Here is a 22935-nt window from a genome sequence, read left to right on the forward strand (position 1 = left end):
GTTACTCGCTCTCACTCGGCGTTGCGCGGACCACGAGGGTGGCTGACGCGGTCACGACCTGCTCGCCGGCCGCATCCGTCAGCACCGTCTCGGCGCTGATCATCGAGTTGCCGCCGAGCGACTTGACGCTCTTCACCTCGAGGGCGGCGCGCAGCTCGTCGCCAGCGACGATGGGGCGCACGTACGTGAACCGCTCATCGCCGTGCACGATGTGCGAGAGCTCGATCTGCGCCTCAGGATCGGAGAGCAGCAGCTGCAGCCCCGCGTCCTGCAGCACGGCAGGGAACGTGGCTGGCGCGACGAGGTCGGCGTAGCCGGCTGCCTGCGCCGCGGCGACGTCGAAGTGCGTCGGGTGCGAGGCCAGCACGGCCTTCGCGAACGAACGGATGTGCTCTCGGCCCACGAGGTACGGCTCGGGGAGCTCGTACCGGCGGCCGGCAAGTTCAGGGTTCACAGACACGGCCGCCAGTCTACGTGGCGGCACCGACAGTGGCGCTGGAGGCCGCCTCAGGAGCACCGCGAGGGCAGTTCTGCCCTTTCCAGTGATGGTGGCCCGTTCTAGGGTGCGGTGACGGCGTTCGGGTGGAGAGCGCCGCTGCACCAAGTTCCTGGGGTTCCGTCTTGCCACGCACACAAAATCGGCTGAACGGCCGGATCGAGGTGTCGACCTCGTGAGCGCCACAGGCGCGCTCGGCGCGATCGCGCTCGTCTCCGCGCTCGCTCTCGGAGCGCATCCGCTCACCGTTGATTCACCCGACGATCTGCCGGAGCCGACGCAGGAGATGCTCAACGCCTCTGTCACCCAGTGGAACCCGGACGGCTCGGTCACCCAGTGGTCGCTGGAGGGCAGCGTCGATGAGCTCTCGAAAGAGGTCGACGAGGGGCCAAACACTGTGGTGACGCTCAAGAGCGACATCCTCTTCGACTTCAACAGCGCGGCTGTGCCGGACACCGCCGGCGTCGCGATCGTCGAGGCCGTCAAGGGCGCGCCGCAGGGAGCTGCCGTCACGATCGGCGGGCACACCGACAGCGTCGGCGACCCGGCGTCGAACCTGACCCTGTCGCAGCAGCGCGCAGACGTGGTCGCCACGATCATCCGCACCGAACGCCCCGACCTGCAGATCACGGCCACGGCTACGGCTACGGCGACACACAATCCATCGCCGAGAACACCACCGGCGGCGAAGACAACCCAGACGGACGCGCGCAGAACCGCCGCGTCGAGATCACGTACGCGAAGGCCTAGAGCACCATCATGAGCAGAACACGCACCACGGCCCTCGCGGGCCTCCTCTTCGTCGGCGCCCTCACACTCAACGGAAGCTCGCTGTTCGGCGGGAACGGCGACCCCTCGCAGACCACAGGCACCGACAGCACCTCGCAGACCGACGGCCAGCAGAGCCAGCCTTCAGGCGAACCGGGGGTCGTCGCCTACGACAAGTCGAAGGTCGTCGCGACGCAAGTGGTGACGATGCCGAACGGCCTCGGCACCGCGACCGTCGAGATCTACCCGCTCAACGTTGAGGGCAAGACGCAGATCATGACGGCGTTCATCACGCCGCACCTCACGAACCCGGACCCGACGGCCGCCCCTAGCGACATGTTCACGCTCTACGACTTCAACGGCGAGCGCAGATGGCAACCTGTCCTTATCGATCAGGGGAATGTCAAGCAGCACTCACCCCTCGAAAACACCGGTCTGGATTTCTGGACCACCGACTACATCACGGCCGTCGGCACTGACGGCGTCCCGATGCCTGTCTGGGCCGTATTCGCGGCGCCGCAGGACGGCGCGACGAGCTTCGACGTGGTCATCGGCGAGAGCTACCCGCGCTTCGAGAACATCCCCGTCGAGTAGCCGACGCTTTCCGCGCAGAGAGCTCGGCCCGGTCGCGGCCCCGCAGTCTCGGTCTCAGTCTCGGGATGGGTTTCGCACTTCCGGATGGCTTGCAACCCATCCGGAAGCGTGGAAGCCATCCCGAGACTAGGTTCGCTCTGGCGTCCGCCAGTTCGGGACGACGCCGACCCAGCCGACGCCTTCATCGTCGAAGCGAAACGTCGACCTCGGAGCGCCGTGCGGCTCGCACACAACCTCCGAGAGGTAGTTCGCGAACGACTCTTCGTCACCGAAGTGACCTTCGATCCAGTGTTCCTCCCGACCAACGGGAAACGTGAGGTACGAGTACCGGGCGATGACGTACACCGAGTCCTCATTCGTGACGCCGAGCTCGAGAACTACTGGCGCATGCGGCATCCCCTCGGGCGCAAGGTACCTGCGCAAGTACTCGGCGACGGTGTCTGAACGCATACACAGATCATGTCGTACCCCGGTGGGAAGTCGGCACTGACTCCGCAGCATCCCGCCCACGAGTCTCGGGATGGGTTTCGCACTTCCGGATGGCTTGCAACCCATCCGGAAGCGTGGAAGCCATCCCGAGACGAAGAAGAATCGCCGAGACGAAGCCGAGCCAATCGAGCCGACACGACACGAGACGAGACGAGACGAGACGAGACGAGACGAGCCAAGCCGAGCAGGAACCCGGGCCGACGGGTTGTGAGACGTTCCTCATGAACGGGTCATGAACGGCTTATGAACGGTGACCAGTGTCGTCCTTACGTCGCGGCGACTGGCGCTGCGGCCTCGAGGAGGTCGGCGGATATGACACAGGTACCCGGGCGCATTTTGGTCGCCCCAAGCGGTTTCAAGGAGAGCCTCTCGGCCGAGCAGGTCGCCGACGCCATCGCATCCGGTGTGCGCCGAGTGCTGCCAGGCGCGGTGATCGACCGCGTCCCCGTTGTCGACGGCGGCGAGGGATCGGCACGAACGCTCGCGGCCGCCACGGGTGGGCGTCTGGTTGAGCGCACAGTCACGGGCCCCGTCGGCCTCCCGGTGACGGCCGTCCTCGCGCTCCTTGGGGGCGAAGCGAAGGGCACGGCAGTCGTGGAGATGGCGGAGGCTGCTGGCCTGCGTCTTGTGCCGCAGGACCTGCGGGATCCGGGGGCAACGACCACCCGTGGAGTTGGGGAACTCATCCGCGCCGCGCTGGATGAGGGTGCGAAGCGAATCCTCGTCGGCTGCGGCGACTCCGGCACCTGCGACGGAGGGGCGGGAGCGCTGCAGGCGTTGGGCGCACGCATCACGGATTCGAGCGGCGCCGAGATCGGAGACGGCGGCAACGCTCTCGCCGATGTCTCGGCGCTGGATCTCTCCGGGCTCGATGCACGTCTCTCTGGCGTGGACATCTTCGTCGCATGCAACCCGCACAACGTCCTCACGGGACCTCGCGGCGTCGCCCGCGTCTTCGGTCCGCAGAAGGGGGCTACGCCCGAGCAGGTCGACGTGCTCGACGCGGCGCTCGAGCGTTGGGCTGGCGTGCTGAGCCGGGATGGGGTGCAGCCGAAGTCCTACGACCTCGCCACCGGCAGCTGCACCGGAGCGTCCGGCGGCCTCGGTGCTGGGCTCGCGGGCGGCCTCGGCGCACGCCTCATGCCGCGGTTCGAGGTCATGCTCGACCACGTCGACCTCGACGCGCTTGTCAGGCTCGCCGACCTCGTCATCACGGCCGAAGGTTCCATCGACGAGCAGACACCGCACGGCAAGGTGCCCGCCGAGGTCGCGCGACGCGCAAAGGAGCAGGGGAAGCCGGTGTTCGCCCTCGCCGGCACCATCGGCCGTCATGCGCGGGACGTGCACGACATCGGCATCGACGCGATCGTCTCGATCGTGCCGCTCCCCCTGACCCTTGAGGAGTCGATCGCCCGATCGCCGCAGCTGCTCACCGATGCGGCCGAGCGTTCGATGCGGCTCATGATGATCGGCTGCCAGCTCGGACAGGTCGAGCATCCCGAGCCAGTCCCGCTGCTGCGGAGCGTGTCGTGAGCGGGCCGGTTGCGGTGGCGCACGACCAGGCCCGAGCGGCGAGTCCGGCGGGGAAGAGCGAGCAAGGAGAGCGACCAGGTCGCCCCTTCCGCTTTCGGGCTCCCCTCCGTGCGTGGATGCGCCTCTCCCTCCGCACGCGCTGGGCGGTCGCCCTCATAGCGGTCATCGGCGCCGTGGTCTGCCTGCCCGGAGATCTCCCGGCGGAGGTGCGCCTGGCGCTGTTCGCGTTCGCCGCCGCCACGGTGCTGTGGACGTTGACGGACCTGGAGCCCGGCTACGTAGCGCTCGGTGCGGGCCTGCTGGCGTGCATCCCGACCGGACGCCAGGAGGAGTTCTTCTCCGCGCTCGGCAACGACGTCGTGTGGCTCATCGTGGGGGCCTTCATCATCGGCGGTGCGACCGCAGGCTCGGGACTCGCGGCCCGCTTGACCGGCGCGATCATCGGCAGGGCACGATCGGTGCGCGGACTGATGTGGCTGGTCACGGCCGCAATCGTGCCGCTGTCGTTTCTCGTGCCGTCAACATCCGGTCGCGCCGCCGTGCTGCTCCCCGTCTACCGATCCCTGACGGAGCGGCTGGGCGACGTGCGGGTCTCCAAAGCGCTCGGCCTGCTCATGCCAACCGTGGTTCTCGTCTCGACGACCGCGACTCTTGTCGGCGCCACCTCCCACCTCGTCGCCGTCGACCTCCTGCAGCAGGCGACCGGTGACACCATCTCGTACCTGCAGTGGGCGCTGTGGGGTGCCCCGTTCGGCATCGCCGCGAGCGTCCTCGTGTGCGTCGCCGTGCAGGTCCTGTTCCTCCGTCGCGAGGAGCGGCGGCGGCCGATCGCGCAGCCGCCGGCGGCCGCGACAAGCGGCCGCGCTCCGCTCACGCGTGCCGAGCGCACCGTCGCCGCCGTGGTCGGGCTGGCGCTTGTGGGCTGGCTCACGGAGCCGCTGCACGGGCTGGGGATCGCGGCCGTCACGATCATCGCCGCGATCGTGCTCTGCGCGCCGGGTATCGGCGTGATGAAGTGGAAGGAAGGCGTGGCCTCGGTGTCGTGGCCACTCGTGCTGTTCGTCGCCGGGGCGCTCGCGCTCGGCAGCGCGCTCGTGGAGACGGGGGCAGGCGACTGGATCGTGTCGAGCCTCTTCGCGCTGAGCGGCATCGACCAGCTGGCCTCGACTCTCGCCCTAGTCGCGATCATCGCCCTGCTTTCCGTGACAGCGCACGTCTACGTCACATCGCACACGGTGCGGGCGATTGCGCTCATCCCGCCGTTCCTCGCGCTCGCCGCGACGGCCGACCTCTCACCCGTCGCCGTGGTGTTCGTCGTGAGCATCGGGCTCGACTACTGCCTCACCCTGCCGGTGAGCTCGAAAGCACTGCTCGTCTTCACCGATGCGGAGGGTCGCGGAGAGGGGCTCGCCCCTCGCGACCTGCTCCGGCTCTCGCTTGTGGTGCTCCCGCCCTACATCGGCCTGATGGTCGTCATGTACGAGGTGTGGTGGAAGCACACGGGCCTGGCCTTGTAGGCCAAGCCCCGCGCATCCCGCCGCGCGACTCAGACGGCGACGAGGTGCGGCGGCGTGGATGCGGCGACCGAGGCAGATCCCGAGACGGAGGCGCGTGCCTCTGCCGCGCTCGAGAAGAGCGCGCGCTGCGTGAAGTCGAGCGACTCGAGGTCGACGCGCGAGATGGTGTCCTCGGGAACCGAGGTCCAGCCGGCCGTGTCGATGCCGGTTGACGAGAAGACGGTCGTGCCGTCGGCTGCGCGGAGCATGCTCAGTCGGTAGTACTCGTCGGTGTGCCCGTTTGGCAGCGTGGAGGCGTCGATGCCATAGCGCGCGAACGTCTCCTCGGTGACGTGCGCCGTGCTCGAGGCATGCACAACAACCAGCTCGTCTGCGGAGAGGATGGTCGCGTTGAGGCTCGACTCGGGGAACTCTGCGCGCAGCACACGGACGGCTGCGGCAGCCGCGTCCTCGAGCGAGAGCTCGTCGCGCACGTTCTGACGGACGAGGCCGAAGTACAGCTCGCTGTCGGTGTCGCCGGCGACTGTCGCGCGGATGTCCGGGCGGAGCAGATCATCGAAGCGCCACGTGGGAACGATAGAGCCGTTGTGCGCAAACGCGAGGCCGTCGGCGACGAACGGGTGCGTGTTGACCTTGGTGCGCTTGAAGTCGTCGGTCGCGAGGCGCAGGTGCACGATGCGCGCGTTGGAGGGCGCATCCGCGAGTAGCGTCGAGAGCAGCGGGTCGTTCTGGCCGGGCGTCGAAATGCGCAGCGATTCAATCTCGCGCTCGGTCTCACCGAAGCCTGCCGCGAGCCACGCGGTGCCCCAGCCGTCGTTGTGCACGCTGGTCATGCGCTGGAAGGCGTCGCTGTTCATGTCTCCGATCACCTTCGTGACGGTGGTGTCACGTGGGGCTGCGTAAGCGAGCAGACGGCACATGTGCGAACTCCTTCCAATGTTGTCGAGCGGGCTGATGTGTGTTGTTCGGAGCCGAGCGGCTCACGAGCATCTGTCCATCCTGTGACAGTGCCGTCGCGCCGTCCACCTTCGCGACGTTGTGTGACGGACGATTGCGGCGGCCTACGGAGCTCGGCTCTACGGCCTCTGTCCAACATGAGTGCAATTTCGGGCGTTATCCGGCTCCAGCCGTCGAAACGGGCTGATAATGCACTGAAGTTGGTCACGCGCGACACCTCCCAGCGTGGCGACGCGTCGGCTCGCTACGTTGGGGCGCATGCCAGAACGCGGAATCCCAGAGCGCGGAATCATCGTCGAGAACGTCAGGCGCTCCTTCGGGGCAGCGCATGCGGTCCGAGACGTGAGCTTCAGTGCCCGCGCCGGCGCGGTCACGGGTCTCGTCGGGCCGAATGGTTCCGGCAAGACGACGCTGCTGCTCATGCTCGCGTCGCTCCTGCAGCCTGATGCCGGCACGATCCGCATCAACGGGCTGGACCCGGCGACGTCGACCGCGGAGGTGCGGGCGCAAGTCGGGTGGATGCCAGACTCGCTCGGCGCCTGGCCCTCGCTCACGGTGCACGACACCCTCGTGACGACCGCCCGCCTCTACGACCTGCCACGCGCCGCGACCGATGCGCGCGCGACCGAGCTGCTGGCAAGGGTCGGCCTCAGCGACCTCGCGAAGGTACAGGCTCGAGTGCTGTCCCGCGGCCAGAAGCAGCTGCTCGGCCTCGCTCGCTCTCTTGTGCACAGCCCCAACGTGCTCCTGCTCGACGAGCCGGCGTCTGGTCTGGATGCGCGGGCCCGGGTCGGCTTGCGCGAGCACCTGCGAGAGCTCGCGGCGGACGGCTGCACGATCCTCATCTCGAGCCACGTCCTCTCGGAGCTCGACGAGATCGTCGACGACGCCGTCTTCATCGAGGCGGGTGTGACGGTGAGGGCCGACCGGCTGGCGCGGGCGTCTGCGCGCGAGCGGCAGTGGCGAGTTCGAGTGCTCACGGAGAACGTCGGGCCCGACCAGCTTGCTGCAGTCCTGGGGGCCGCGACCCCGAGCATCCGCGTCGAACGGACGGGCTTCCTCGTGCCGTTCTCCTCGGATGCCGCAGCTGCCGCCGGGCTGCGGACGATCCTCACGGCAGGCATCGATGTCGCCGAGTTCGCGCCCGCCCTCGGCGACATCGAGCACACCTACCTCGACCTCGGAGACCAGTCATGAGCCCCGCCCGCATCACGACGCTCGTCAACCTCGAACTGCGCCAGCGCCTGCGCAACGTCGCCTGGTACGTGCTGCTCGGCATCTTCGCCGTGCTGCTCCTCGGAATGACGGCGCTGTCGCTTGCGGTGTTCGGTGACCTGCAGGAGTCGGGCTCGTGGATGTACTCGATCATCGTGTACTTCGTGTTGCTGCTCGCCCTGCTGGTGTCGCCGACGCTCAGCGGCAACGCGATCAACGGCGATCGGGATGCGGCGACGCTCGCGCCCATCCAGGTGACCCTCGCGACGACCGCCGAGATCGTGGCGGCGAAGTTCGTTGCCGCCTGGATCACGGGCCTCGCGTTCCTTGTCGTCGCCGCACCCTTCCTCATTTTCGCCGGGGTCGTAGGCGCCGTCGCGCCGATCCAGGTGGTCGTCTCGCTGCTCGTGCTGCTCGTGGAAGTCGGCATCGTCGCTGCCATCGGGGTGGGCTTCAGCGGCATCCTCGCGCGTCCCCTCTTCTCGGTTGCGGCGAGCTACCTCACGATCGCTGCACTCACCGTGGGCACCGGCATCGCGTTCGGGCTCGGTGGTGCGGCCGTGACGGCCGAGGTGACAAACACTTCGCGCTACCCGGTGTACGAGGAACTTGCACCGGACGAGGAGTTCGACGAGGACAACTTCACGTGCGGCCCCTGGGAGACCTACACCTACGAGGTGCCCCGCTACGACCTGGTTTGGGGAGTGCTGGCCGCGAACCCGTTCGCGGTGCTCACCGACGCCACCCCGGTCACCTTCGGCGAGTGGGGTCAGCCCGACGACTTCTTCGCAGGCGCCAAGCTCCTCCTCCGCCAGGCGCAGATCGGCCCAGAGACGGGCGAGCAGCGCTACGACGGCTGCGTCGACCCCAACGCGATGAACTACGACGCGGGGCCGACGCCCGACGAGGTCATGGCGTCGACGGTGCCAAGCTGGTTTGTCGGCCTCGCGCTCCAACTGCTGCTCGCCGGTGGCTTACTCGGAGGTGCCTGGGCCCGCACGAGGACGCCAGCGAAGCGCCTCCCGCCGGGCACGCGCGTAGCCTGACCGGGCGACGCGATGTTCGCCCTCGCAGACGTGGTGGCGTCGAGGCGACCAGCGCCGCCGCCGAGGGTGCGCGCTGCGTCGAAGGCTCGCCCGTGCCCGTGCGGACTTTTCGCACGGCTGATGGGATCTTTCCCATCTCCGTCTGCAGAAACCCCGCACGCACATCCGAGCAACCCCTCAGCGCTGCAGGCCCCCCACACGCTCAGCCCCGCGCGGCCCTCGCGAACGCGCGGCGCAGGGCGCTCGCCTTCAGCTCGACCTCGAGCGTCTCGGCCTCCGGGTCGCTCGCCAGCACGATCGCGCCTCCCGCGCCGATCGACCAGCCCCGCGCATCCCGCACGGCTGTGCGAATGACGATGCTCAGCTCAGTTGAACCGTCGGCGCCGAGCACGCCGAGCGCGCCCGCGTAGACGCCCCGATCGCGACGTTCGATATCGCGCAGCAGCTCGACGCTGCGCAGCTTGGGAGCCCCGGTCATGGACCCGCCGGGGAACAGCGCCCGCACGACGTCGAGCGGTGGCACCCCGGGCGCCGAGCCACGCACGGTGGTGACGAGTTGGTGCACGGTCGCGTACGACTCGACGGCCATGAGGCTCGGCACGTGCACGGACCCCGGCGTGCAGACGCGGCCGAGGTCGTTGCGCAGCAGGTCGACGATCATGAGGTTCTCGGCGAACACCTTCGGGTCGTTCGCGAGGTCGCGGGCGGCCGCCGCGTCGACGAGCGGGTCGGATGCGCGCTCCGCGGTGCCCTTGATCGGCTTGGTCTCGTAGTCGCCGCCTGTTGTGCCGCGCAAGAACCGCTCAGGTGAGGCGCTCACGACGGCACCGCCGTCGAACTCGAGCAGCGCCGCGTATGGCGCCGGATCGGAGGCGCGCAGTTCGAGGAACAGGTCGAGCGCGTCAGGATCTGCGTCGGTGTCTGGCCTGAACTCGTTCGTGAGGCACAGCTCGTAGGAGTCGCCCGCGAGCAGGTACTCGCGGCAGCGCGCGATGTCGGCGGCGTACTGCTCGCGAGACGTGCGCCAGGTGCCCCGGACGAGGGTGCCGCCGGCGTCGGGCAAGTCGCCGCTGTCGACTCGGCCGGATGCGCGAGCCGAGTCGAGCGCGCGGGCCGAGTCGGCCGAGCGGGCCGAGGCGAGCGCGCGGGCCGAGCGCGCCGCGCGGCTCGCCCGAACACCGTCTTCGTTGTCGAGCGCGGCGTCCACCTCCGCGGCGAAGAGCTCGGCCGCCGCCTCCGCGAGCGCGAGGGTCGAAGCGGTCGCGATGACGGTGACGGCCCCGGTCGCCCGGTCGACGAGCACGGCCCTGCGCGGGTCGAGCCACCAAGCGTCTGGCAGTGTTTCCGCGTTGTCATCGCCGCCCGTTGTCGGCTCGAGTCCGAGCATCCGCAGCCCGAGCTCGTAGCCGAAGTAGCCGAGCAGACCACCCCGGAACGCGAGACCTTCGGCGCCGACGGGTCGCATCTGTTCGAGCGTGCGCTGCGCGGCCTCGAAGCTGCCGTCACCGAGCAGCCTCAGCACTCGGGCCGGTTCGCTGGTCGACTGCCCGTCCGAGATCGGTGCGTCGTCGGCGAGGATGCTCCACCGCGCTTGCCTGCCGTTCTCGTCCGGCACGTCGACCCAGACGCTCGCGGACGCACGCCTGAGCACGTCGCGGTAGACGATCGTCGCGGCGGACTCGGCGGCAGCTCGCCCGTCTGCCCGAGGGCCCCGGACGAGGCGGCTCGCGACGAAGAGCTCGCTGACTTCAGACCGCGCGGAGGCTCCCCCGTCGGCGGTCGCGTCGACGCCCTCTCTGTCTGGCGAATCCCGGTGGGCGTGGTCCGCCGGGCCGTGCCCCACCGCATCCGCCGCATCGACTGCCGCCACGAAGTTCGCGACGAGCTGCCGTCCGTGCTCGCTCGCGATCGACTCGGGATGGAACTGCACGCCCCAGACGGGCCGACCTTCGACTTCGAGGCCCTGCACGACGCCATCTTCGCTGCGCGCGGTCACGCGGAGGCCAGCCGGAAGCGGCTCGCGCACGGCGAGCGAGTGGTAGCGGGTGACGAGGGTGCCCTGCGGGATTCCGGCGAAGAGGCCGACCCCGTCGTGCCGGAGCGGCGAGCGCCAGCCGTGCTTCGCCTCGGGAGCCGCGACGACCTCGCCGCCGAGGGAGAGGGCAATGCCCTGGTGCCCGAGGCACACCCCGAAGACGGGCAGGTTCGATCTTGGCGCGAGTGCAGCATCCAGCACCCTCGCCGAGCCTTCGAAATCGATCAGATTCGCGGGATGCCCAGGGCCGGGTGAGATGACAAGGCCCGAGACGAGGCCGGCGGAGATCCAGCCGAGGCAGTCGCAGATCGCGGCCGGGTCACCGGCATCGACAACACGCACCTCGTGGTCGCTCAGCTCGAGCAGGAGCTGCACGAGGTTGTAAGTGTAGGAGTCGCGGTTGTCGACGACGACGATCACGCGGAGCGCCCGTCTGGCTGCGGGCCTTCGAACAGAGGAACTGCGCTCGCCTCTTCGAGTCGCGGCCGCCACCGCCGCACGCGAGCCACGTCGAGGCCGAGGCGCGTGCCGTCGAGCATCGAGACTGGGCTGATGCCATGGAGGGTATTGAGGTACCAGAGTTCGTCCCAGCCGCGGTCGGCGGATGCGGCCAGCGGGTCGGCGAGCAGCTCGCCCTCGACCCGGGGCACACCCGCCGTGGCGAGCAGCTTCTCGAGGACGCCGAGCGTGGTTCCCGGTACGCGCCGACTCGCGGCTGGGACGACGAGGGTCTCGCCGCGCCAACCCACCACTGTCCCGTGGGCGGCCTCGGTGATCACGCCGCGCTCGTCGACAAGGAGCGCGTCTGCGGCCCCTGCTTCGACCGCGCCCGCCCTGAGCGTTGCAAGGTAGGGGAAGTCGGGCCCCTTGACGGTCGGCCATCGTCGCTCGTCGAGCCGTGTCACGAGCTTGGTGAGGGGCCTCGCCTCGGGGGCAGGCCGCAGGTTGAGCTCGACGAGCACGCGATCCCCGTCGAGCCTGGCGGAGAGTCGTGGGAACCAGGTGTCGGCGAGGGGCACGCTCTCAGACACATCGGTCCAGACGCGCGCCCAGTCGGCATCGCCGGCGTTGTTCCCCGCGGGGCTCCCCGTCCAGAGCAGCGACCGCTCGGTCGCGGCCTCCCCGAACAGCTCGCCGACGGAACGCTCGAAGCGCTCCCGGTGGGCGGCATGCGCGATGACGCGACCTGACTCGACCCGCCATGACTCGACGACGCTCACGGCCGTGTTCTGGGCCGCGTGCTGATGCGTGTTGTCGTCACCCGCGGCGCCATCGTCGCGTTCGGCTGCGTCTTGACCCTGCATCGCCCCATTCTGCCCCAGGTGCCCGGCGCATCATCGACGCTGTGCAGGCCTGGCCCTCGCTGGCGAGTCACTGAAGCGGCAGCGGACTTGTGGTTGCTTGCAGCGAGTTTTGGCGACCACAACCCCGCCCCTCGACGGCAACGAATCGCTGCTCGCGTTACCCGCGTGGCCGAGAATGCTGTCATGAGCGCCTCAAGCACCCCGAGCAATGTCGTCTTCGTCTGCAAGAAGAACGGCGGCAAATCGCAGATGGCGGCCGCCCTCATGCGTGCGCTCGGCGACGAGTCGGTGAGCGTCGTCTCGGCCGGTACCGCACCGGGCGGCTCGCTCAATGCCGAGTCCGTCGAGTCGCTTTCTGAACTCGGGATCGATGTGGGCTACGAGCACCCGAAGCCGCTCACGCCCGCGATCCTCGAGGCCGCCGACCTGGTCGTGCTGCTGGGCGACGAGGCGCAGCTCCCGGCGGGCGTGACGGTACCCGTCGAGCGGTGGATCACCGACGAGCCGTCGGCGCGCGGCATCACCGGCATGGAGCGGATGCGGCTCGTGCGCGACGACATCCGCGCCCGCGTCGCGGAGCTACACAAGCGGCTCCGCGACGCGTAACGGACGACCAATCAGCCCCGCTCTGAGCTCCCTGGGCTCGTGAAGCTGGCGAGCCTCGCCACATGCCTGGCGAGGATGTCGGTCTCCACGTTGACCCGGTCGCCCACCTCGAGTGCGCCCAGCGTCGTCGCGTTGAGCGTCTCGGGGATGAGCGACACCTCGAACCAGTCGCCGTCACCGGGCGCACCGCTCGGTCCCGCCGCCCCGACGGCGCTCACCGTGAGCGACACCCCGTCAACTGCGACCGACCCCTTATCGACGAGCAGCCTGGCGTGCGCCGGGTCGACGGCGAAGCGGATGCGACGCCACGCGTCGAACCGCTCAATCTCAAGCACCTCGCTCGTTGTATCGACGTGGCCCTGAACGATGTGCCCGCCGAGCCTGTCGCCCACGCGCATGGCGCGCTCGAGGTTCACGGCGTTCCCTTCCGAACGGTCGCCGAGCGCGGAGGCGCGCAGCGTCTCCCCCATGACGTCGGCCGTGAAGCCGTCGCCGTGCAGCTCGGCGACGGTGAGGCACACGCCGTCGACGCAGATGGAGTCGCCGACCTGGGCGTCGCTCACGCTGCCCGGCCCGCGCACTGTGAGCCGCGCATCCGAGTCACGCCTGACGATGCCCGTGATCTGCCCGAGCTCTTCGACGATGCCCGTGAACACGGTCACTCACCTGCCCGTACGGATGCGGTCGGGAAGTCGCGCAGGGCGCCGGCCGTCGCGATCGCGGCGAGTGCCGCATCAGCCCCCTTGTCTTCGAAGCTGCCGGGCAGGCCGATTCGAGCCTGTACCTGTTCCTCGTCGTCGCAGGTGAGCACGCCGAACCCGACAGGGATGCCCGTGCGGACGGCGACGTCCGTGAGCCCGTTTGTCGCGGCCGAGCACACGTACTCGAAGTGCGGGGTGCCGCCGCGGATGATGACGCCGAGGGCGACGATCGCGTCCGGCTGGCTGGCCGCGATCCGGCTGGCGGCGACGGGCAGCTCGAACGAGCCGGGCACGCGCACAACCCGGACGTCGGTGACGCCGGATGCTGCGAGGGCCCGGTGGGCGCCGTCCAGGAGCGCCGCCATGGCCGTCTCGTGCCACTTGGCCGCGACGATCACAACCCGCATCCCCGTCCCGTCTGCCTGAACCGCTGGGGCCCCGTGTCCGCTCATCGCCGTGCTCCTCTTGTCAGCGCCTCTGCGGCGCGCGTGCTGGTGTTCTTGTAGTGGTTCTTCACTGGTGCGTCGGCCTCCGGGAAGCCCGGGTACTGCCTTCGGAACTCGACGATGTCGTCGACGTGCAAGAGCACGAGGCCGGCATTGTTCGCGAGCTCGACGGCCTCGTCGAACGAGAGCATCTCGCCGTCGTCGCGCACGAGCTCGGCGATGACACCGACTTCGCCCGTGCCCGCGAGGCGCACGAGGTCGACGGCCGCTTCCGTGTGGCCGGGCCGCTCGAGCACGCCGCCGTCGACGGCCCGGAGGGGCAACACTTGGCCGGGCCGGATCAGGTCGCGTGGCGATGCGTCGACCGCCGCGAGTGCCCGCACGGTTGTGGCCCGGTCGCTCGCTGAGATGCCGGTTGTCACGCCGACCGCCGCGTCGACGGTGACCGTGTAGGCGGTGCCGCGGGCATCCTCGCTGCGTTCGACCATGAGCGGTAGCTCGAGCCGGTCGGCCAGTGCACCCGTCAGTGGCGCGCAGAGCAGGCCGGACGAGTGGGGATGATCCACCCCATCCACTCGGGAGTCGCCGTGTCGGCGGCGAGAATCGCGTCGACCTCGTTCTCGCGCGACGACGCGTCGGCGACAAGCACCGGGCGGCCGGCTCTCAGCGCCTCCAGCGCGCGGGCGAGCCCGCCGTTCATGCTGCGACCCCTTCGATCCCTGCGGTACGGCTGGGCGCGCTGGCTGCCTGCGGTTCCCGAACCAGGTGGATGAGCGTGTCCACGCCCAGTGGATGCACCGACTCGGTGGCCCACCGGTTCGCGTCGCGAAGGCTCCCGATGTCGAGCGAGGCGACAGAACTCGCGCCGTCTCCCAGCAGGATCGGCGCGAGGTAGGCGTCAATCTCGTCGACGAGACCCGCACGGAGGAACGCGGCCGCGATGGTGGGGCCACCCTCGACGATGACGTGGCGCACGCCCCTCGCCCGAAGCTCTTCGAGCGCGGCGGCAGGGTTGTGGGTTCTCAGGTGTACGAACAGCTCGGGCTGGGCGCGCACGGCCGCGTCGGCGGCAACATCACGCAGCCCCATGACCACCCGCAGCGGCTGCGCGGCGACCTTGGACGCGGGGCCGCGAACGGAGAGCGACGGGTTATCCGCGCGCTGCGTGCCCGTCCCGACAAGAATCGCGCAAGCCTCGGCACGCCGCTGATGCGCGTGCGACCTCGCGGCGTCCGACGTGATCCACTGACTCGATCCGTCGGCGGCGGCGACCTTGCCGTCGAGAGTGGATGCGAGCTTGAGCGTCACGAACGGCCGGCGCTCGGTGACGTTGGTGAGCCAGACGCGTAGGAGCGACTCTCCCTCGGCAGCGCGAAGACCCTCACGCACACGCACCCCGCTGGCGCGGAGCCGCTCGGCTCCCCCGGAGGCGATCGGGTTACGGTCGGCGACGGCGTAAACGACCTCGGCGACGCCAGCCTCAAGCAGCGCGTCGGCGCACGACGGCGTCCTGCCGCTGTGGGCGCACGGTTCGAGGGTGACGACGGCCGTCGCGCCCCGCACATCCGCCCCGTCTGCACGCGCATCCGCGAGCGCGGCGGCCTCGGCGTGCGGCGTTCCCGCGCCGCGGTGGAACCCGCGACCAAGGATGCGGCGCGGCTCGCCGCCCGCAGCGGGTGGCGCGAGGAGCACGCAGCCGACCTGTGGGTTCGGATCTCGGGCCGGCCCTCGGGCCGCGAGGGAGAGCGCCAGTTGCATGGCGGCGTCGACGGTATCGACGCGGTTGGGTTGTTGGATCGGCATCGCCGGTGACCTCCGCATATCGCGTGCCACGGGGCCATATCCCGGTGCCGGCGCAGCCGGAGATTCCGGCAGCCGACGCCAACGAAGGCCCTCGCCGAAACGAGCGCCTCCCATGCACCTACCATCCGGACTTTAACCGTCGGTCCCAGAATTTCACTGAGTCAACCGCTCGCGGACGAGCGGGTCGCGGACTCTCACCGCCGGTTCGGACTTTCACCGACCCCGGAGCATGTTGCACGGCGAGCCTAAGCGAGCGTGCTGCGCGATGTCAGAGTGTGACGCCGGAGATCGTCTGCCACTCGAGGCCACGGGTCAGGTCGGGCCTACGCGACGACTTCCCGCAGCCCGATCGCGAGGTGCACGTCCTGCCGCTGCCCGCCGGAGTGCACAAGACCTGCACCGTCGTCGTCGACCGTGAGCTGCGTGCGGTGGCTGCGGAGCGCCGCGACGACCGCCGCCCGGTGCTGCTCGAGCTCGAACCATTCGAGGTCGCCGATCTCGGCTGCGAGGCCGCGCTCGCTCTGCTCGACAAGCTCCGCGAAGCGCACTCCGGCCGCCCGCGCGGCGGCAAGGCTCGCCTCACGGGCCCGAACGTGGTCGGGGTGCCCGTAGCCGCCCGTTGCGTCGTAGCTGATGACCAGGTCTGGGGTGTCGTGCGCGATGACGGCGGCAAGGTCGCCGATGACCTCCTCGACCGGGGCGACGCTCAGCGCGCGCAGGTCCGTCTCGTCGGCGGGACCCGCGAGCCCCGGCCGCAGCCAGCGCATCCCGGAGTCGCGGTACTCGCGAGGCTCGAGGCCCGCCGCGCGGGCCGGGGCGGTGCCGAGCCAGCGGTGCTCATCGATACCGAGGGCATCCAGCGAACCGCGCAGCTCGCGCTCGCGCACTGCCGCGAGCTCCGCGACAGGGGTGTCCTCGGGCAGCACTCCGGCCACGATCTCGCCGAGCTCGCCACGCGTGCAGGTCACGAGGGTGACGCGGGCGCCGCGATCGTGCAGCTCGCGGAGCAGGGCTCCGCCGGCGAGGGCTTCGTCGTCTGGATGCGCATGCACGACAAGCGCGTGGCGCACGGAGTCGAGCAGACTCGGGCTCGCCTCAGGCATGCGCCGAGCCCGGCTCAGCCTTGGCGACCAGCTCGCGGAACACGGCCAGCAGCCCCTCGGCGCTGAGGTCCCACGAGTGGGCAAGCGCGTGCTCGCGGGCGGTGACGCTCATGCGTTCGGCGAGTACCGGGTCACGGAGGATACCGGCGATGGTGGCGGCCCAGTCCGCCGGCTCGCGACTCTCGAGCAGCGTGCCGGTGACGCCGTCGACGACAGCTTCCCGCAGCCCGCCAGCTGCGGAGGCCACAACCGGCACGCCCGACGCTGCAGCCTCGAGCGCCACTAGCCCGTACGTCTCGGAGTGCGAGGGGATCAGCACGATGTCGACGAGCCGCAGCTGCGCCGCGAGGGCGTGCCTGCTGAGCGAGCCAATGTAGTGCACGTGGTCAGCCAGCCCATGCTGTTCGACCGCCTCGTGCAGCTTCGCCTCGTAGGCGCGCCCGTCCTCGTCCGGCGGGGCGGCACCCACGAGCACGTAGTCGGGGCGGACGTCGTCGTCGATCTCGGCGATCGCGTCGAGGGCGAGGTCGAAACCCTTGAGCGGATGCAAGCGCCCAGCCGACAGGGCACGCCGCGGTCGCGCCTCGCGCGCGGCTGGCTCGGCCCGCGCATCCCAGGAGGGGAAGAAGAGGTCGGCGTCGACGCCGGGCGGCACGATGTGCGTGATCGCCGGGTCGCCGCCGAGTCGCGTGAGGACTGTGTCGCGCTCCGCCCGGCTCACGACCACGATGGCGTCGACCGACTTTGCGAGCATGGCCTCGCCCGCGAGGCGGCCTGGCGACTCGGCACGCTCGCCGTCGGCGAGAGGCGTGGAGCTGTCGGCGGCGATGGAGTGGAAGCTCTGCACGAGCGGAATCCCCAGCTCGCGCGCGACGGGGAGCGCGGCCACGCCCGAGAACCAGTGCTGCGCGTGCAGCACGTCGACGGGCAGGGTGTTCAGGAGCGCGGCGAGCGCATCCCGGAACTCGTCGATGACGCCCTCGTGCTCACCCTTCGCGATGAGCCGCGCCGGGCCGGCGGCGAGGTTGTGGAGCCGCATGTTGTCGCCGAGCTGCACCTTAGGCGCCGAGTTGGGGTCGCTGCGCCGCGTGATGAGCTCAACCTGGTGGCCGCGAGCCGCGAGCGCCTCCGCCTGGGCTAGCACGACGACGTTCATGCCACCCGCGTCCTTCGTGCCCGGCTCGTCGAGGGGCGAGGTGTGGAGCACAACAAACGCGATGCGGAGGGGGCGCTCAGCGGGGAGGACGTCAGGCATGCTTCCGACCGTAGAGCCAGCGGCCGCAGTTCGCCATTCGGGATGCGCTCGGTTACGCGACGGCGGGGGCCGTCCGCCGTTCCTTGCCAATTTTCGGGCGAAGTACCAGCCGCCTTTTTCGGAGACCTGGGAAACCGGGAGTTTCACGGAGGCTGCCGGTCGGCCCAGGTCCATTTCGCCCGAAAATTGAACGAGAAGCTTCGTGACTACTCCTCGATCGCCCCGCCGAGTCCGCGCAGGTGCTCGCGGAAGCCGATGCCCCGCTCGGCGCGCGCCCGCAGGTAGTCACCGAAGTGCATCTGCTGACGCAGCGACGTGCCGCCGTGCATGAGGCCAGCCTGTCGGCGTTCGGTAGCCTGTCGTGGGGTCGAGTGCGGTTCGAGTTCAGGGTCCGTGTTCGGGTCGTCTGCAGAGCGACCCGGATGCGTCGCGTGCACCCGACGGGTCAGAAGCAGAACTTCTCCACGAGCAGGACTATGGCGATTCCGATCATGATGCCGCCAGAGGCGCGCATCACCCAGAGCACCGCGCCAGGGCGCGCACCGAGCACTTTCCTGGCCCCGTACGCGACGCCGAGGTAGACGGCGGAACAGCTTGCGATGTGCACGAGGCCGAGCGAAATGATCTGCACGGGCAGCGGCAGCACGCCCTGCGGGTCGGTGAACTGGGGCAACAGTGCGAGGAAGAGGAGGAAGACTTTCGGGTTGAGGGCGCTGATGCCGACACCCTTGCCGAACTGGGCGATGGGCGCCGCCGGGGCGACCGTCGAATCCGAACCGGGGGCGACGCCAGGCGAGCGGAGCATCCCGATGCCGAGCCAGATGAGGTAGCCGGCCCCGCCGACCGTGAGCGCAGTCAGTGCGATGGGCCAGCTCGCAACGAGGGCACCAACCCCTGCCGCCACGACGAGGGTCGCGCCGAGGTGCCCGGTGAGCATGCCTGCGACTGCTGGGATCGGCGACCGATTGCGGAGGCCGGCAGAGATCGCATACGCCCAGTCGGCCCCTGGGGTGACGATGAAGAGCAGGGAGACGCCCCAAAACGCGGCAAGGGTCGCGAGCGTCATGGTCGTCGCGCGTGGGTGAGAAGCGTCATGCGCGCAGACTATGAGCGATCCGGCGGCAAATTTGCCTCGGTTTACCCACCCGAGCAGAGTTCTGCGGGAGAATAGTTCGCATGGATCGCTTTGACCGGGAAATCCTTGCTGAACTCCAGGATGATGCTCGCGTGAGCGTCACGGCGCTCGCCGACCGGGTGCACCTGAGCGTCTCCGCCTGCCACCGTCGGCTGCGCGATCTGGAGGCGTCCGGCGTCATCGCCGCGTACCGCGCGCACCTCGACCCGGCAGCGGTCGACCTCGCCTTCCAGGCCATCGTGTTCGTCACGATGCGCGAGGGCGACTCGCGCATCCTCGTCGAGTTCGAGACGGCCGTCACAGAGATCGAGGCGGTGACGGATGCGCAGCGACTGTTCGGTCAGCCCGACTACCTCTTGCGCGTGGCCACCAAGGACCTCGACTCGTTCCGCCTTCTCTACGACGAGACGCTCGGCGCGCTCCCTGGCGTCCTGCGCCTCAGCACCACGCTTGTCATGAAGAACCTTCTGCAGGGGCGGCCACTGCCGTTGTGAGCACAACTCCGCGGTGGCGTGCGGGAAGCTGTCCGGGCAAGCTGCGGGAGTGCGGCTCCCTGTCGACGCCTTCGGTCAGAGTCGCTTGATCGGCATCGTGAGGCCGTGCAAAGCAGGCGGATGGGTGCCGCCGGCCACCTCGGGCAACTCGCCCCCGCTGATCCGGGACTTGCCGTCTGAGGCCCTGCGTGGGCGTTCTCCGAGGTCAACCTCCGATGCTCGTCGCTTGCTGAGCGCCTCGAGGACACGCTCGCGCTTGAGCTCCGACTCCGTCTTCGAAAGCGCGGCCAGCACGGTGAAGAGCATGGACCCCGCCGGCGTCGCCGTGTCCACGTCGAGCCCGTCGAGGTCGAGCACCCGCAGTGCGACGCCCTCGGCACGAAGCGCTGCGGCCAGCGTCATCAGGTCGACCGTCGAGCGCCCCAGCCGGTCGAGGGTCGGGACGACCAATGTGTCGCCGCCTTCGAGGACCTGCAGGGCTGCGTCGAGCGCGGGGAGGGATGCGTGCCCGCCGCTCTCCAACCGGTCGACGTGCAGGTTCTCCGAGGCCACGCCGACTGCGCGAAGGTCAACTTCCTGCTGATCGGCGCCCTGCTGTCGGGTCGAGACTCGGGCGTAGCCGATGAGTCTTGCCACGGTTCTCCTGTCGCCGAACCAACGTCGAGACCGTGACTCTACCAATCGCGCAGCACTGCCTGGCGGTCCGACAGCACCGCGTAGCGTTGGCCGTGCTTTCCCGGCCGACACATTCACCAATAGGAGCCCCGCATGCCCACCGTTCTCCTCACCGGCTTCGAACCCTTCGGCGGCGACACCAGCAACCCCTCGTGGACGACCGTGCAGGGTGTGCGCGACACCTGGGTCGGCGACGCCGAGGTTCACGTGCGCCAGCTGCCCGTGGACTTCGCGAAGGTGGATGACGCGCTGCGAGCAGCGCTCGCCGAGGTGGACCCCGACGTCGTCGTCTGCGTCGGACTCGCCGGCGGCTCCGCGTCGCTCGCGGTCGAACGGGTCGCCATCAACGTCGACGACGCCCGCATCCCAGACAACGGCGGATTCCAGCCCATCGACGAGCCGGTTGTCGACGGCGGCCCCGCCGCGTACTTCAGCACGCTGCCCATCAAGGCGGCCGTCGAGGCCGTCCGCTCGGCAGGCATCCCGGCCGCGGTCTCGCAGACAGCAGGCACCTACACCTGCAACCACGTCTTCTACCTGCTCATGCACGAGCTCCAGCAGCGGCCAGGCACGCGCGGCGGCTTCGTGCACATCCCATACTCCCCGGTGGAAGCGGCCGGAACGGACCGCCTCCACTTGAGTCTCGAGCAGCTCACTGCCGGCCTCACCGCCGTGGTGGAAGCCGCGCTCTCGAACCAGACCGACGTCAAAATCGGCGGTGGCGCCCTCGATTGAGGCGCGGAGGGCCCGAACGCTGCACGGGCGGCCCGTACACATCCCGTTCGCTTTCCTCCGCCACGATGGGCGCCGCATCCGCTCTCCCCACCGCATCCACGCGGAGAACGAGCAGATGCGCTGCACCTGACCCCGGAGGAACGCATGGCTATCGACCAACCCCAGGACCTGCGCGAGTACATCGAGCACCTCCGCACGCTCGGCTACTCGGTGCGCGACGGCCACACAAACGACCCGGACCTCATCGACCCGCAGGGCAACCCCGTCTACACGTGGCAGGAGGGGTACCCGTACGAGGAGCGCCTCAGCCGCGACGAGTATGAGAGCGAGAAGTACCGCCTGCAGGTGGAGCTGCTCAAGTGCCAGTACTGGATGGAGGACACGAATCAGCGCGCCGTGATCCTCTTCGAGGGGCGCGACGCGGCCGGCAAGGGCGGCACCATCAAGCGCTTCACGGAACACCTCAACCCCCGCAAGGCCCGCGTGGTGGCCCTCGCGAAGCCCAGTGACCGCGAGCGCGGCCAATGGTTTTTCCAGCGCTACATCCAGCACCTCCCCACCGACGGGGAGCTCGTCATGTTCGACCGCTCCTGGTACAACCGCTCCGGTGTCGAGCGGGTCATGGGGTTTGCGACCGACGCTGAGCACTCGCAGTTCATGCAGCAGGCGCCCGCGTTCGAGAAGATGCTGGTCGACTCTGGCATCCACGTCACGAAGTTCTGGTTCTCGGTCTCCCGCACCGAGCAGCGCACGCGCTTCGCGATCCGCCAGCTCGACCCGGTGCGCCGCTGGAAGCTCTCCCCCATGGACCTCGCATCCCTCGACCGCTGGGACGACTACACGGCGGCCAAGGAGGAGACGTTCCGCCTGACCGACAAGAAGCACGCACCGTGGACGATCATCCGCTCCAACGACAAGAAGCGGGCGCGCCTCAACGCGATGCGCTTCTGGCTCGGCCAGTTCGACTACGAGGGCAAGGACCACGACGTCGTCACGAAGCCCGACCCGTTGCTCGTCATGCGCGGCAAGCAGGAGACGGCCGACGAGTAGGCGCCTCGCGCGTCGGGAAGGCAGGGCGGGGTCAGCCCGGGACCTGCCCCCGCATCAGGTCGCGGAAGACGGGCACGAGCGGGTTCTCGGTCGAGCGCAGCGTGCACATCATGACCGTGACCGGCTCGATGTCGTCGATAGGCACGAACACGATGTCGTCGCGTTGGTAGTGGTGGGCGGCCGAGCTCCCGGCGATGTTGACGCCGACCCCGGCCGCTACGAGCTCCAGCAGGCCCTCCATACTGTCGGCGGATGTACCGGGCACGATCCGACTCCCGTCCGGCCTCGGGTTCACGACCCACCAGTCCAGGATCTCCTGCGGGCCCGCCGAGGCGGCGACGAACACTTCATCGTTGGTCTCCGCGATCGACACGGAGGACCGGCCGGCGAGGCGGTGCCCCGCCGGCACCACGAGCATCCGCCCTTCGGTCCAGAGCGGCTCGCAGGCGACCTCGCCCGAGGCGCTCACAGGCGATGGGGCGAGCACGACGTCGACGCGGTCGCCGACGAGATCGTCGACAACCTCGAAGAAGCCCGTGCGCCGCATCTCGAGCCGAGCATCCGGCACCCGCTGCAGCATCGAGCCGATCGCCGACGCCGCCAGGGAACCCGATGCGGAGGCCACAACGCCGAGCCGCAGCTGTGGCACCGCCTGCTCACCGCCAGCCGCTGCGCCCACGCGAGGATCTCGCGGTGGTCGTCGCGGAGCCGCCGCGCGAGCGGCAGGAACTCGAGGTCGAACGGCGTGAGCGTCAGCGGCCGCGAGTCGCGGTCGAACAGCTTCACCCCCAGCTGCCGCTCGAGGCGGCCGATCTGCTGGCTCAGAGAGGGTGTCGCGATGCGGATCCGCTCGGCGGCTCGACCGAAGTGCAACTCCTCCGCGAGCACGCAGAAGTACTGCACGGCGTGGACCGGGATATCCATGCTCAGAGCACTAGACGGGCAGGCCGAGACCGCCGCCGACCTTCCCGTGCCCGG

General features: G+C 69.5%; 26 protein-coding genes, 1 pseudogene and 1 riboswitch. Of the genes and pseudogenes, 10 read left to right on the forward strand and 17 right to left on the reverse strand.

Going from position 1 to position 22935, the window contains the following annotated elements; genetic code table 11:
- Nucleotide 1: 1 nt before the first annotated feature.
- A complete protein-coding gene (locus FHX72_RS19185) occupies nucleotides 2-460 on the reverse strand; it encodes an FAS1-like dehydratase domain-containing protein (protein WP_068483216.1) in 459 nt (152 codons plus the stop codon).
- Between the two features lie 211 nt (nucleotides 461-671).
- Here FHX72_RS19185 and FHX72_RS18630 point away from each other — a divergent pair, with 211 nt between their 5' ends.
- Nucleotides 672-1259: an OmpA family protein gene (locus FHX72_RS18630; protein ID WP_068483219.1), complete on the forward strand. Its 588-nt coding sequence runs from the start codon at nucleotides 672-674 to the stop codon at nucleotides 1257-1259.
- Entirely contained in the window at nucleotides 1256-1858 is a 603-nt protein-coding gene (locus FHX72_RS15090; RefSeq protein ID WP_068483222.1) for a hypothetical protein, read from the forward strand. The genes FHX72_RS18630 and FHX72_RS15090 overlap by 4 nt, the downstream gene beginning before the upstream one ends.
- A gap of 126 nt (nucleotides 1859-1984) precedes the next feature.
- Here the strand turns inward: FHX72_RS15090 and FHX72_RS15095 are convergent, their stop codons facing one another.
- A complete protein-coding gene (locus FHX72_RS15095) occupies nucleotides 1985-2308 on the reverse strand; it encodes a hypothetical protein (protein WP_183626172.1) in 324 nt (107 codons plus the stop codon).
- Nucleotides 2309-2659: 351 nt separating this feature from the next.
- Between FHX72_RS15095 and FHX72_RS15100 the strand changes: the two genes are divergently transcribed.
- Entirely contained in the window at nucleotides 2660-3880 is a 1221-nt protein-coding gene (locus FHX72_RS15100) for a glycerate kinase family protein (RefSeq protein ID WP_068483224.1), read from the forward strand.
- A gap of 116 nt (nucleotides 3881-3996) precedes the next feature.
- Complete coding sequence (locus FHX72_RS15105) at nucleotides 3997-5397, forward strand: SLC13 family permease (RefSeq protein WP_183626175.1); 1401 nt, start codon at nucleotides 3997-3999, stop codon at nucleotides 5395-5397.
- A 29-nt stretch (nucleotides 5398-5426) separates the two neighbouring features.
- Here the strand turns inward: FHX72_RS15105 and FHX72_RS15110 are convergent, their stop codons facing one another.
- The gene (locus tag FHX72_RS15110; protein ID WP_183626177.1) at nucleotides 5427-6317 is read right to left on the reverse strand and encodes a class II glutamine amidotransferase; all 891 of its coding nucleotides are present in this window, start codon (nucleotides 6315-6317) and stop codon (nucleotides 5427-5429) included.
- 295 nt (nucleotides 6318-6612) lie between these two features.
- On the opposite strand from FHX72_RS15110, the gene FHX72_RS15115 reads away from it, so the two are divergent.
- Both FHX72_RS15115 and FHX72_RS15120 read left to right on the forward strand, forming a co-directional pair.
- Complete coding sequence (locus FHX72_RS15115; RefSeq protein WP_183626178.1) at nucleotides 6613-7551, forward strand: ABC transporter ATP-binding protein; 939 nt, start codon at nucleotides 6613-6615, stop codon at nucleotides 7549-7551.
- Nucleotides 7548-8615 (forward strand): ABC transporter permease, encoded by a 1068-nt coding sequence (locus tag FHX72_RS15120; RefSeq protein WP_183626179.1) that lies wholly within the window; start codon nucleotides 7548-7550, stop codon nucleotides 8613-8615. Before FHX72_RS15115 ends, FHX72_RS15120 begins: the two co-directional genes overlap by 4 nt.
- A 202-nt stretch (nucleotides 8616-8817) precedes the next feature.
- Here FHX72_RS15120 and FHX72_RS19795 read toward each other — a convergent pair whose 3' ends face one another.
- Entirely contained in the window at nucleotides 8818-11070 is a 2253-nt protein-coding gene (locus FHX72_RS19795; protein ID WP_183626180.1) for a chorismate-binding protein, read from the reverse strand.
- A complete protein-coding gene (locus FHX72_RS15130; RefSeq protein ID WP_183626181.1) occupies nucleotides 11067-11954 on the reverse strand; it encodes an aminotransferase class IV in 888 nt (295 codons plus the stop codon). Before FHX72_RS15130 ends, FHX72_RS19795 begins: the two co-directional genes overlap by 4 nt.
- Before the next feature lie 183 nt (nucleotides 11955-12137).
- Between FHX72_RS15130 and FHX72_RS15135 the strand changes: the two genes are divergently transcribed.
- Nucleotides 12138-12560 (forward strand): arsenate-mycothiol transferase ArsC, encoded by a 423-nt coding sequence (locus FHX72_RS15135; protein ID WP_068483400.1) that lies wholly within the window; start codon nucleotides 12138-12140, stop codon nucleotides 12558-12560.
- A gap of 11 nt (nucleotides 12561-12571) precedes the next feature.
- On the opposite strand, the gene FHX72_RS15140 is transcribed toward FHX72_RS15135, so the two are convergent.
- The 9 genes from FHX72_RS15140 to FHX72_RS15170 form a co-directional block, all read right to left on the reverse strand.
- Nucleotides 12572-13216: a riboflavin synthase gene (locus FHX72_RS15140; protein WP_183626561.1), complete on the reverse strand. Its 645-nt coding sequence runs from the start codon at nucleotides 13214-13216 to the stop codon at nucleotides 12572-12574.
- 2 nt (nucleotides 13217-13218) lie between these two features.
- Nucleotides 13219-13713 carry a 6,7-dimethyl-8-ribityllumazine synthase gene (ribH, locus tag FHX72_RS15145; protein WP_183626182.1) on the reverse strand — a complete coding sequence of 165 codons (495 nt, stop codon included), beginning with the start codon at nucleotides 13711-13713 and terminating at the stop codon, nucleotides 13219-13221.
- Nucleotides 13710-14282: a 3,4-dihydroxy-2-butanone-4-phosphate synthase gene (locus FHX72_RS15150; RefSeq protein ID WP_377604382.1), complete on the reverse strand. Its 573-nt coding sequence runs from the start codon at nucleotides 14280-14282 to the stop codon at nucleotides 13710-13712. Before FHX72_RS15150 ends, ribH begins: the two co-directional genes overlap by 4 nt.
- Nucleotides 14231-14407, reverse strand: a complete 177-nt coding sequence (locus FHX72_RS19975; protein ID WP_377604385.1) for a 3,4-dihydroxy-2-butanone-4-phosphate synthase — start codon at nucleotides 14405-14407, stop codon at nucleotides 14231-14233. The genes FHX72_RS15150 and FHX72_RS19975 overlap by 52 nt, the downstream gene beginning before the upstream one ends.
- The gene (ribD, locus tag FHX72_RS15155; RefSeq protein ID WP_183626184.1) at nucleotides 14404-15510 is read right to left on the reverse strand and encodes a bifunctional diaminohydroxyphosphoribosylaminopyrimidine deaminase/5-amino-6-(5-phosphoribosylamino)uracil reductase RibD; all 1107 of its coding nucleotides are present in this window, start codon (nucleotides 15508-15510) and stop codon (nucleotides 14404-14406) included. Before ribD ends, FHX72_RS19975 begins: the two co-directional genes overlap by 4 nt.
- A gap of 109 nt (nucleotides 15511-15619) precedes the next feature.
- Nucleotides 15620-15744, reverse strand: a riboswitch (FMN riboswitch).
- Nucleotides 15745-15833: 89 nt separating this feature from the next.
- A complete protein-coding gene (locus FHX72_RS15160; protein WP_068483256.1) occupies nucleotides 15834-16613 on the reverse strand; it encodes a PIG-L family deacetylase in 780 nt (259 codons plus the stop codon).
- Nucleotides 16606-17868 (reverse strand): glycosyltransferase, encoded by a 1263-nt coding sequence (locus FHX72_RS15165; protein ID WP_183626186.1) that lies wholly within the window; start codon nucleotides 17866-17868, stop codon nucleotides 16606-16608. The genes FHX72_RS15160 and FHX72_RS15165 overlap by 8 nt, the downstream gene beginning before the upstream one ends.
- Nucleotides 17869-18074: 206 nt before the next feature.
- Nucleotides 18075-18197, reverse strand: a complete 123-nt coding sequence (locus FHX72_RS19480) for a hypothetical protein (protein ID WP_276510528.1) — start codon at nucleotides 18195-18197, stop codon at nucleotides 18075-18077.
- Nucleotides 18198-18313: 116 nt separating this feature from the next.
- Nucleotides 18314-18934 carry a LysE family translocator gene (locus tag FHX72_RS15170; protein ID WP_183626188.1) on the reverse strand — a complete coding sequence of 207 codons (621 nt, stop codon included), beginning with the start codon at nucleotides 18932-18934 and terminating at the stop codon, nucleotides 18314-18316.
- A 110-nt stretch (nucleotides 18935-19044) separates the two neighbouring features.
- Between FHX72_RS15170 and FHX72_RS15175 the strand changes: the two genes are divergently transcribed.
- Complete coding sequence (locus tag FHX72_RS15175) at nucleotides 19045-19497, forward strand: Lrp/AsnC family transcriptional regulator (RefSeq protein ID WP_183626191.1); 453 nt, start codon at nucleotides 19045-19047, stop codon at nucleotides 19495-19497.
- A 75-nt stretch (nucleotides 19498-19572) separates the two neighbouring features.
- Here FHX72_RS15175 and FHX72_RS15180 read toward each other — a convergent pair whose 3' ends face one another.
- Complete coding sequence (locus FHX72_RS15180) at nucleotides 19573-20133, reverse strand: recombinase family protein (protein WP_183626193.1); 561 nt, start codon at nucleotides 20131-20133, stop codon at nucleotides 19573-19575.
- Between the two features lie 132 nt (nucleotides 20134-20265).
- On the opposite strand from FHX72_RS15180, the gene pcp reads away from it, so the two are divergent.
- Entirely contained in the window at nucleotides 20266-20907 is a 642-nt protein-coding gene (pcp, locus tag FHX72_RS15185; protein ID WP_183626195.1) for a pyroglutamyl-peptidase I, read from the forward strand.
- 144 nt (nucleotides 20908-21051) lie between these two features.
- Nucleotides 21052-21957 carry a polyphosphate kinase 2 gene (ppk2, locus tag FHX72_RS15190; protein WP_068483279.1) on the forward strand — a complete coding sequence of 302 codons (906 nt, stop codon included), beginning with the start codon at nucleotides 21052-21054 and terminating at the stop codon, nucleotides 21955-21957.
- A 31-nt stretch (nucleotides 21958-21988) separates the two neighbouring features.
- On the opposite strand, the gene FHX72_RS15195 is transcribed toward ppk2, so the two are convergent.
- Both FHX72_RS15195 and FHX72_RS19980 read right to left on the reverse strand, forming a co-directional pair.
- Nucleotides 21989-22636, reverse strand: a complete 648-nt coding sequence (locus FHX72_RS15195; RefSeq protein WP_183626197.1) for a LysR substrate-binding domain-containing protein — start codon at nucleotides 22634-22636, stop codon at nucleotides 21989-21991.
- 74 nt (nucleotides 22637-22710) lie between these two features.
- A pseudogene (locus tag FHX72_RS19980) lies at nucleotides 22711-22881 on the reverse strand (LysR family transcriptional regulator); the annotation flags it as partial.
- Nucleotides 22882-22935 lie beyond the last annotated feature (54 nt).

This window comes from Pseudoclavibacter helvolus (assembly GCF_014191305.1).
Taxonomy (GTDB): Bacteria; Actinomycetota; Actinomycetes; order Actinomycetales; family Microbacteriaceae; genus Pseudoclavibacter; species Pseudoclavibacter helvolus.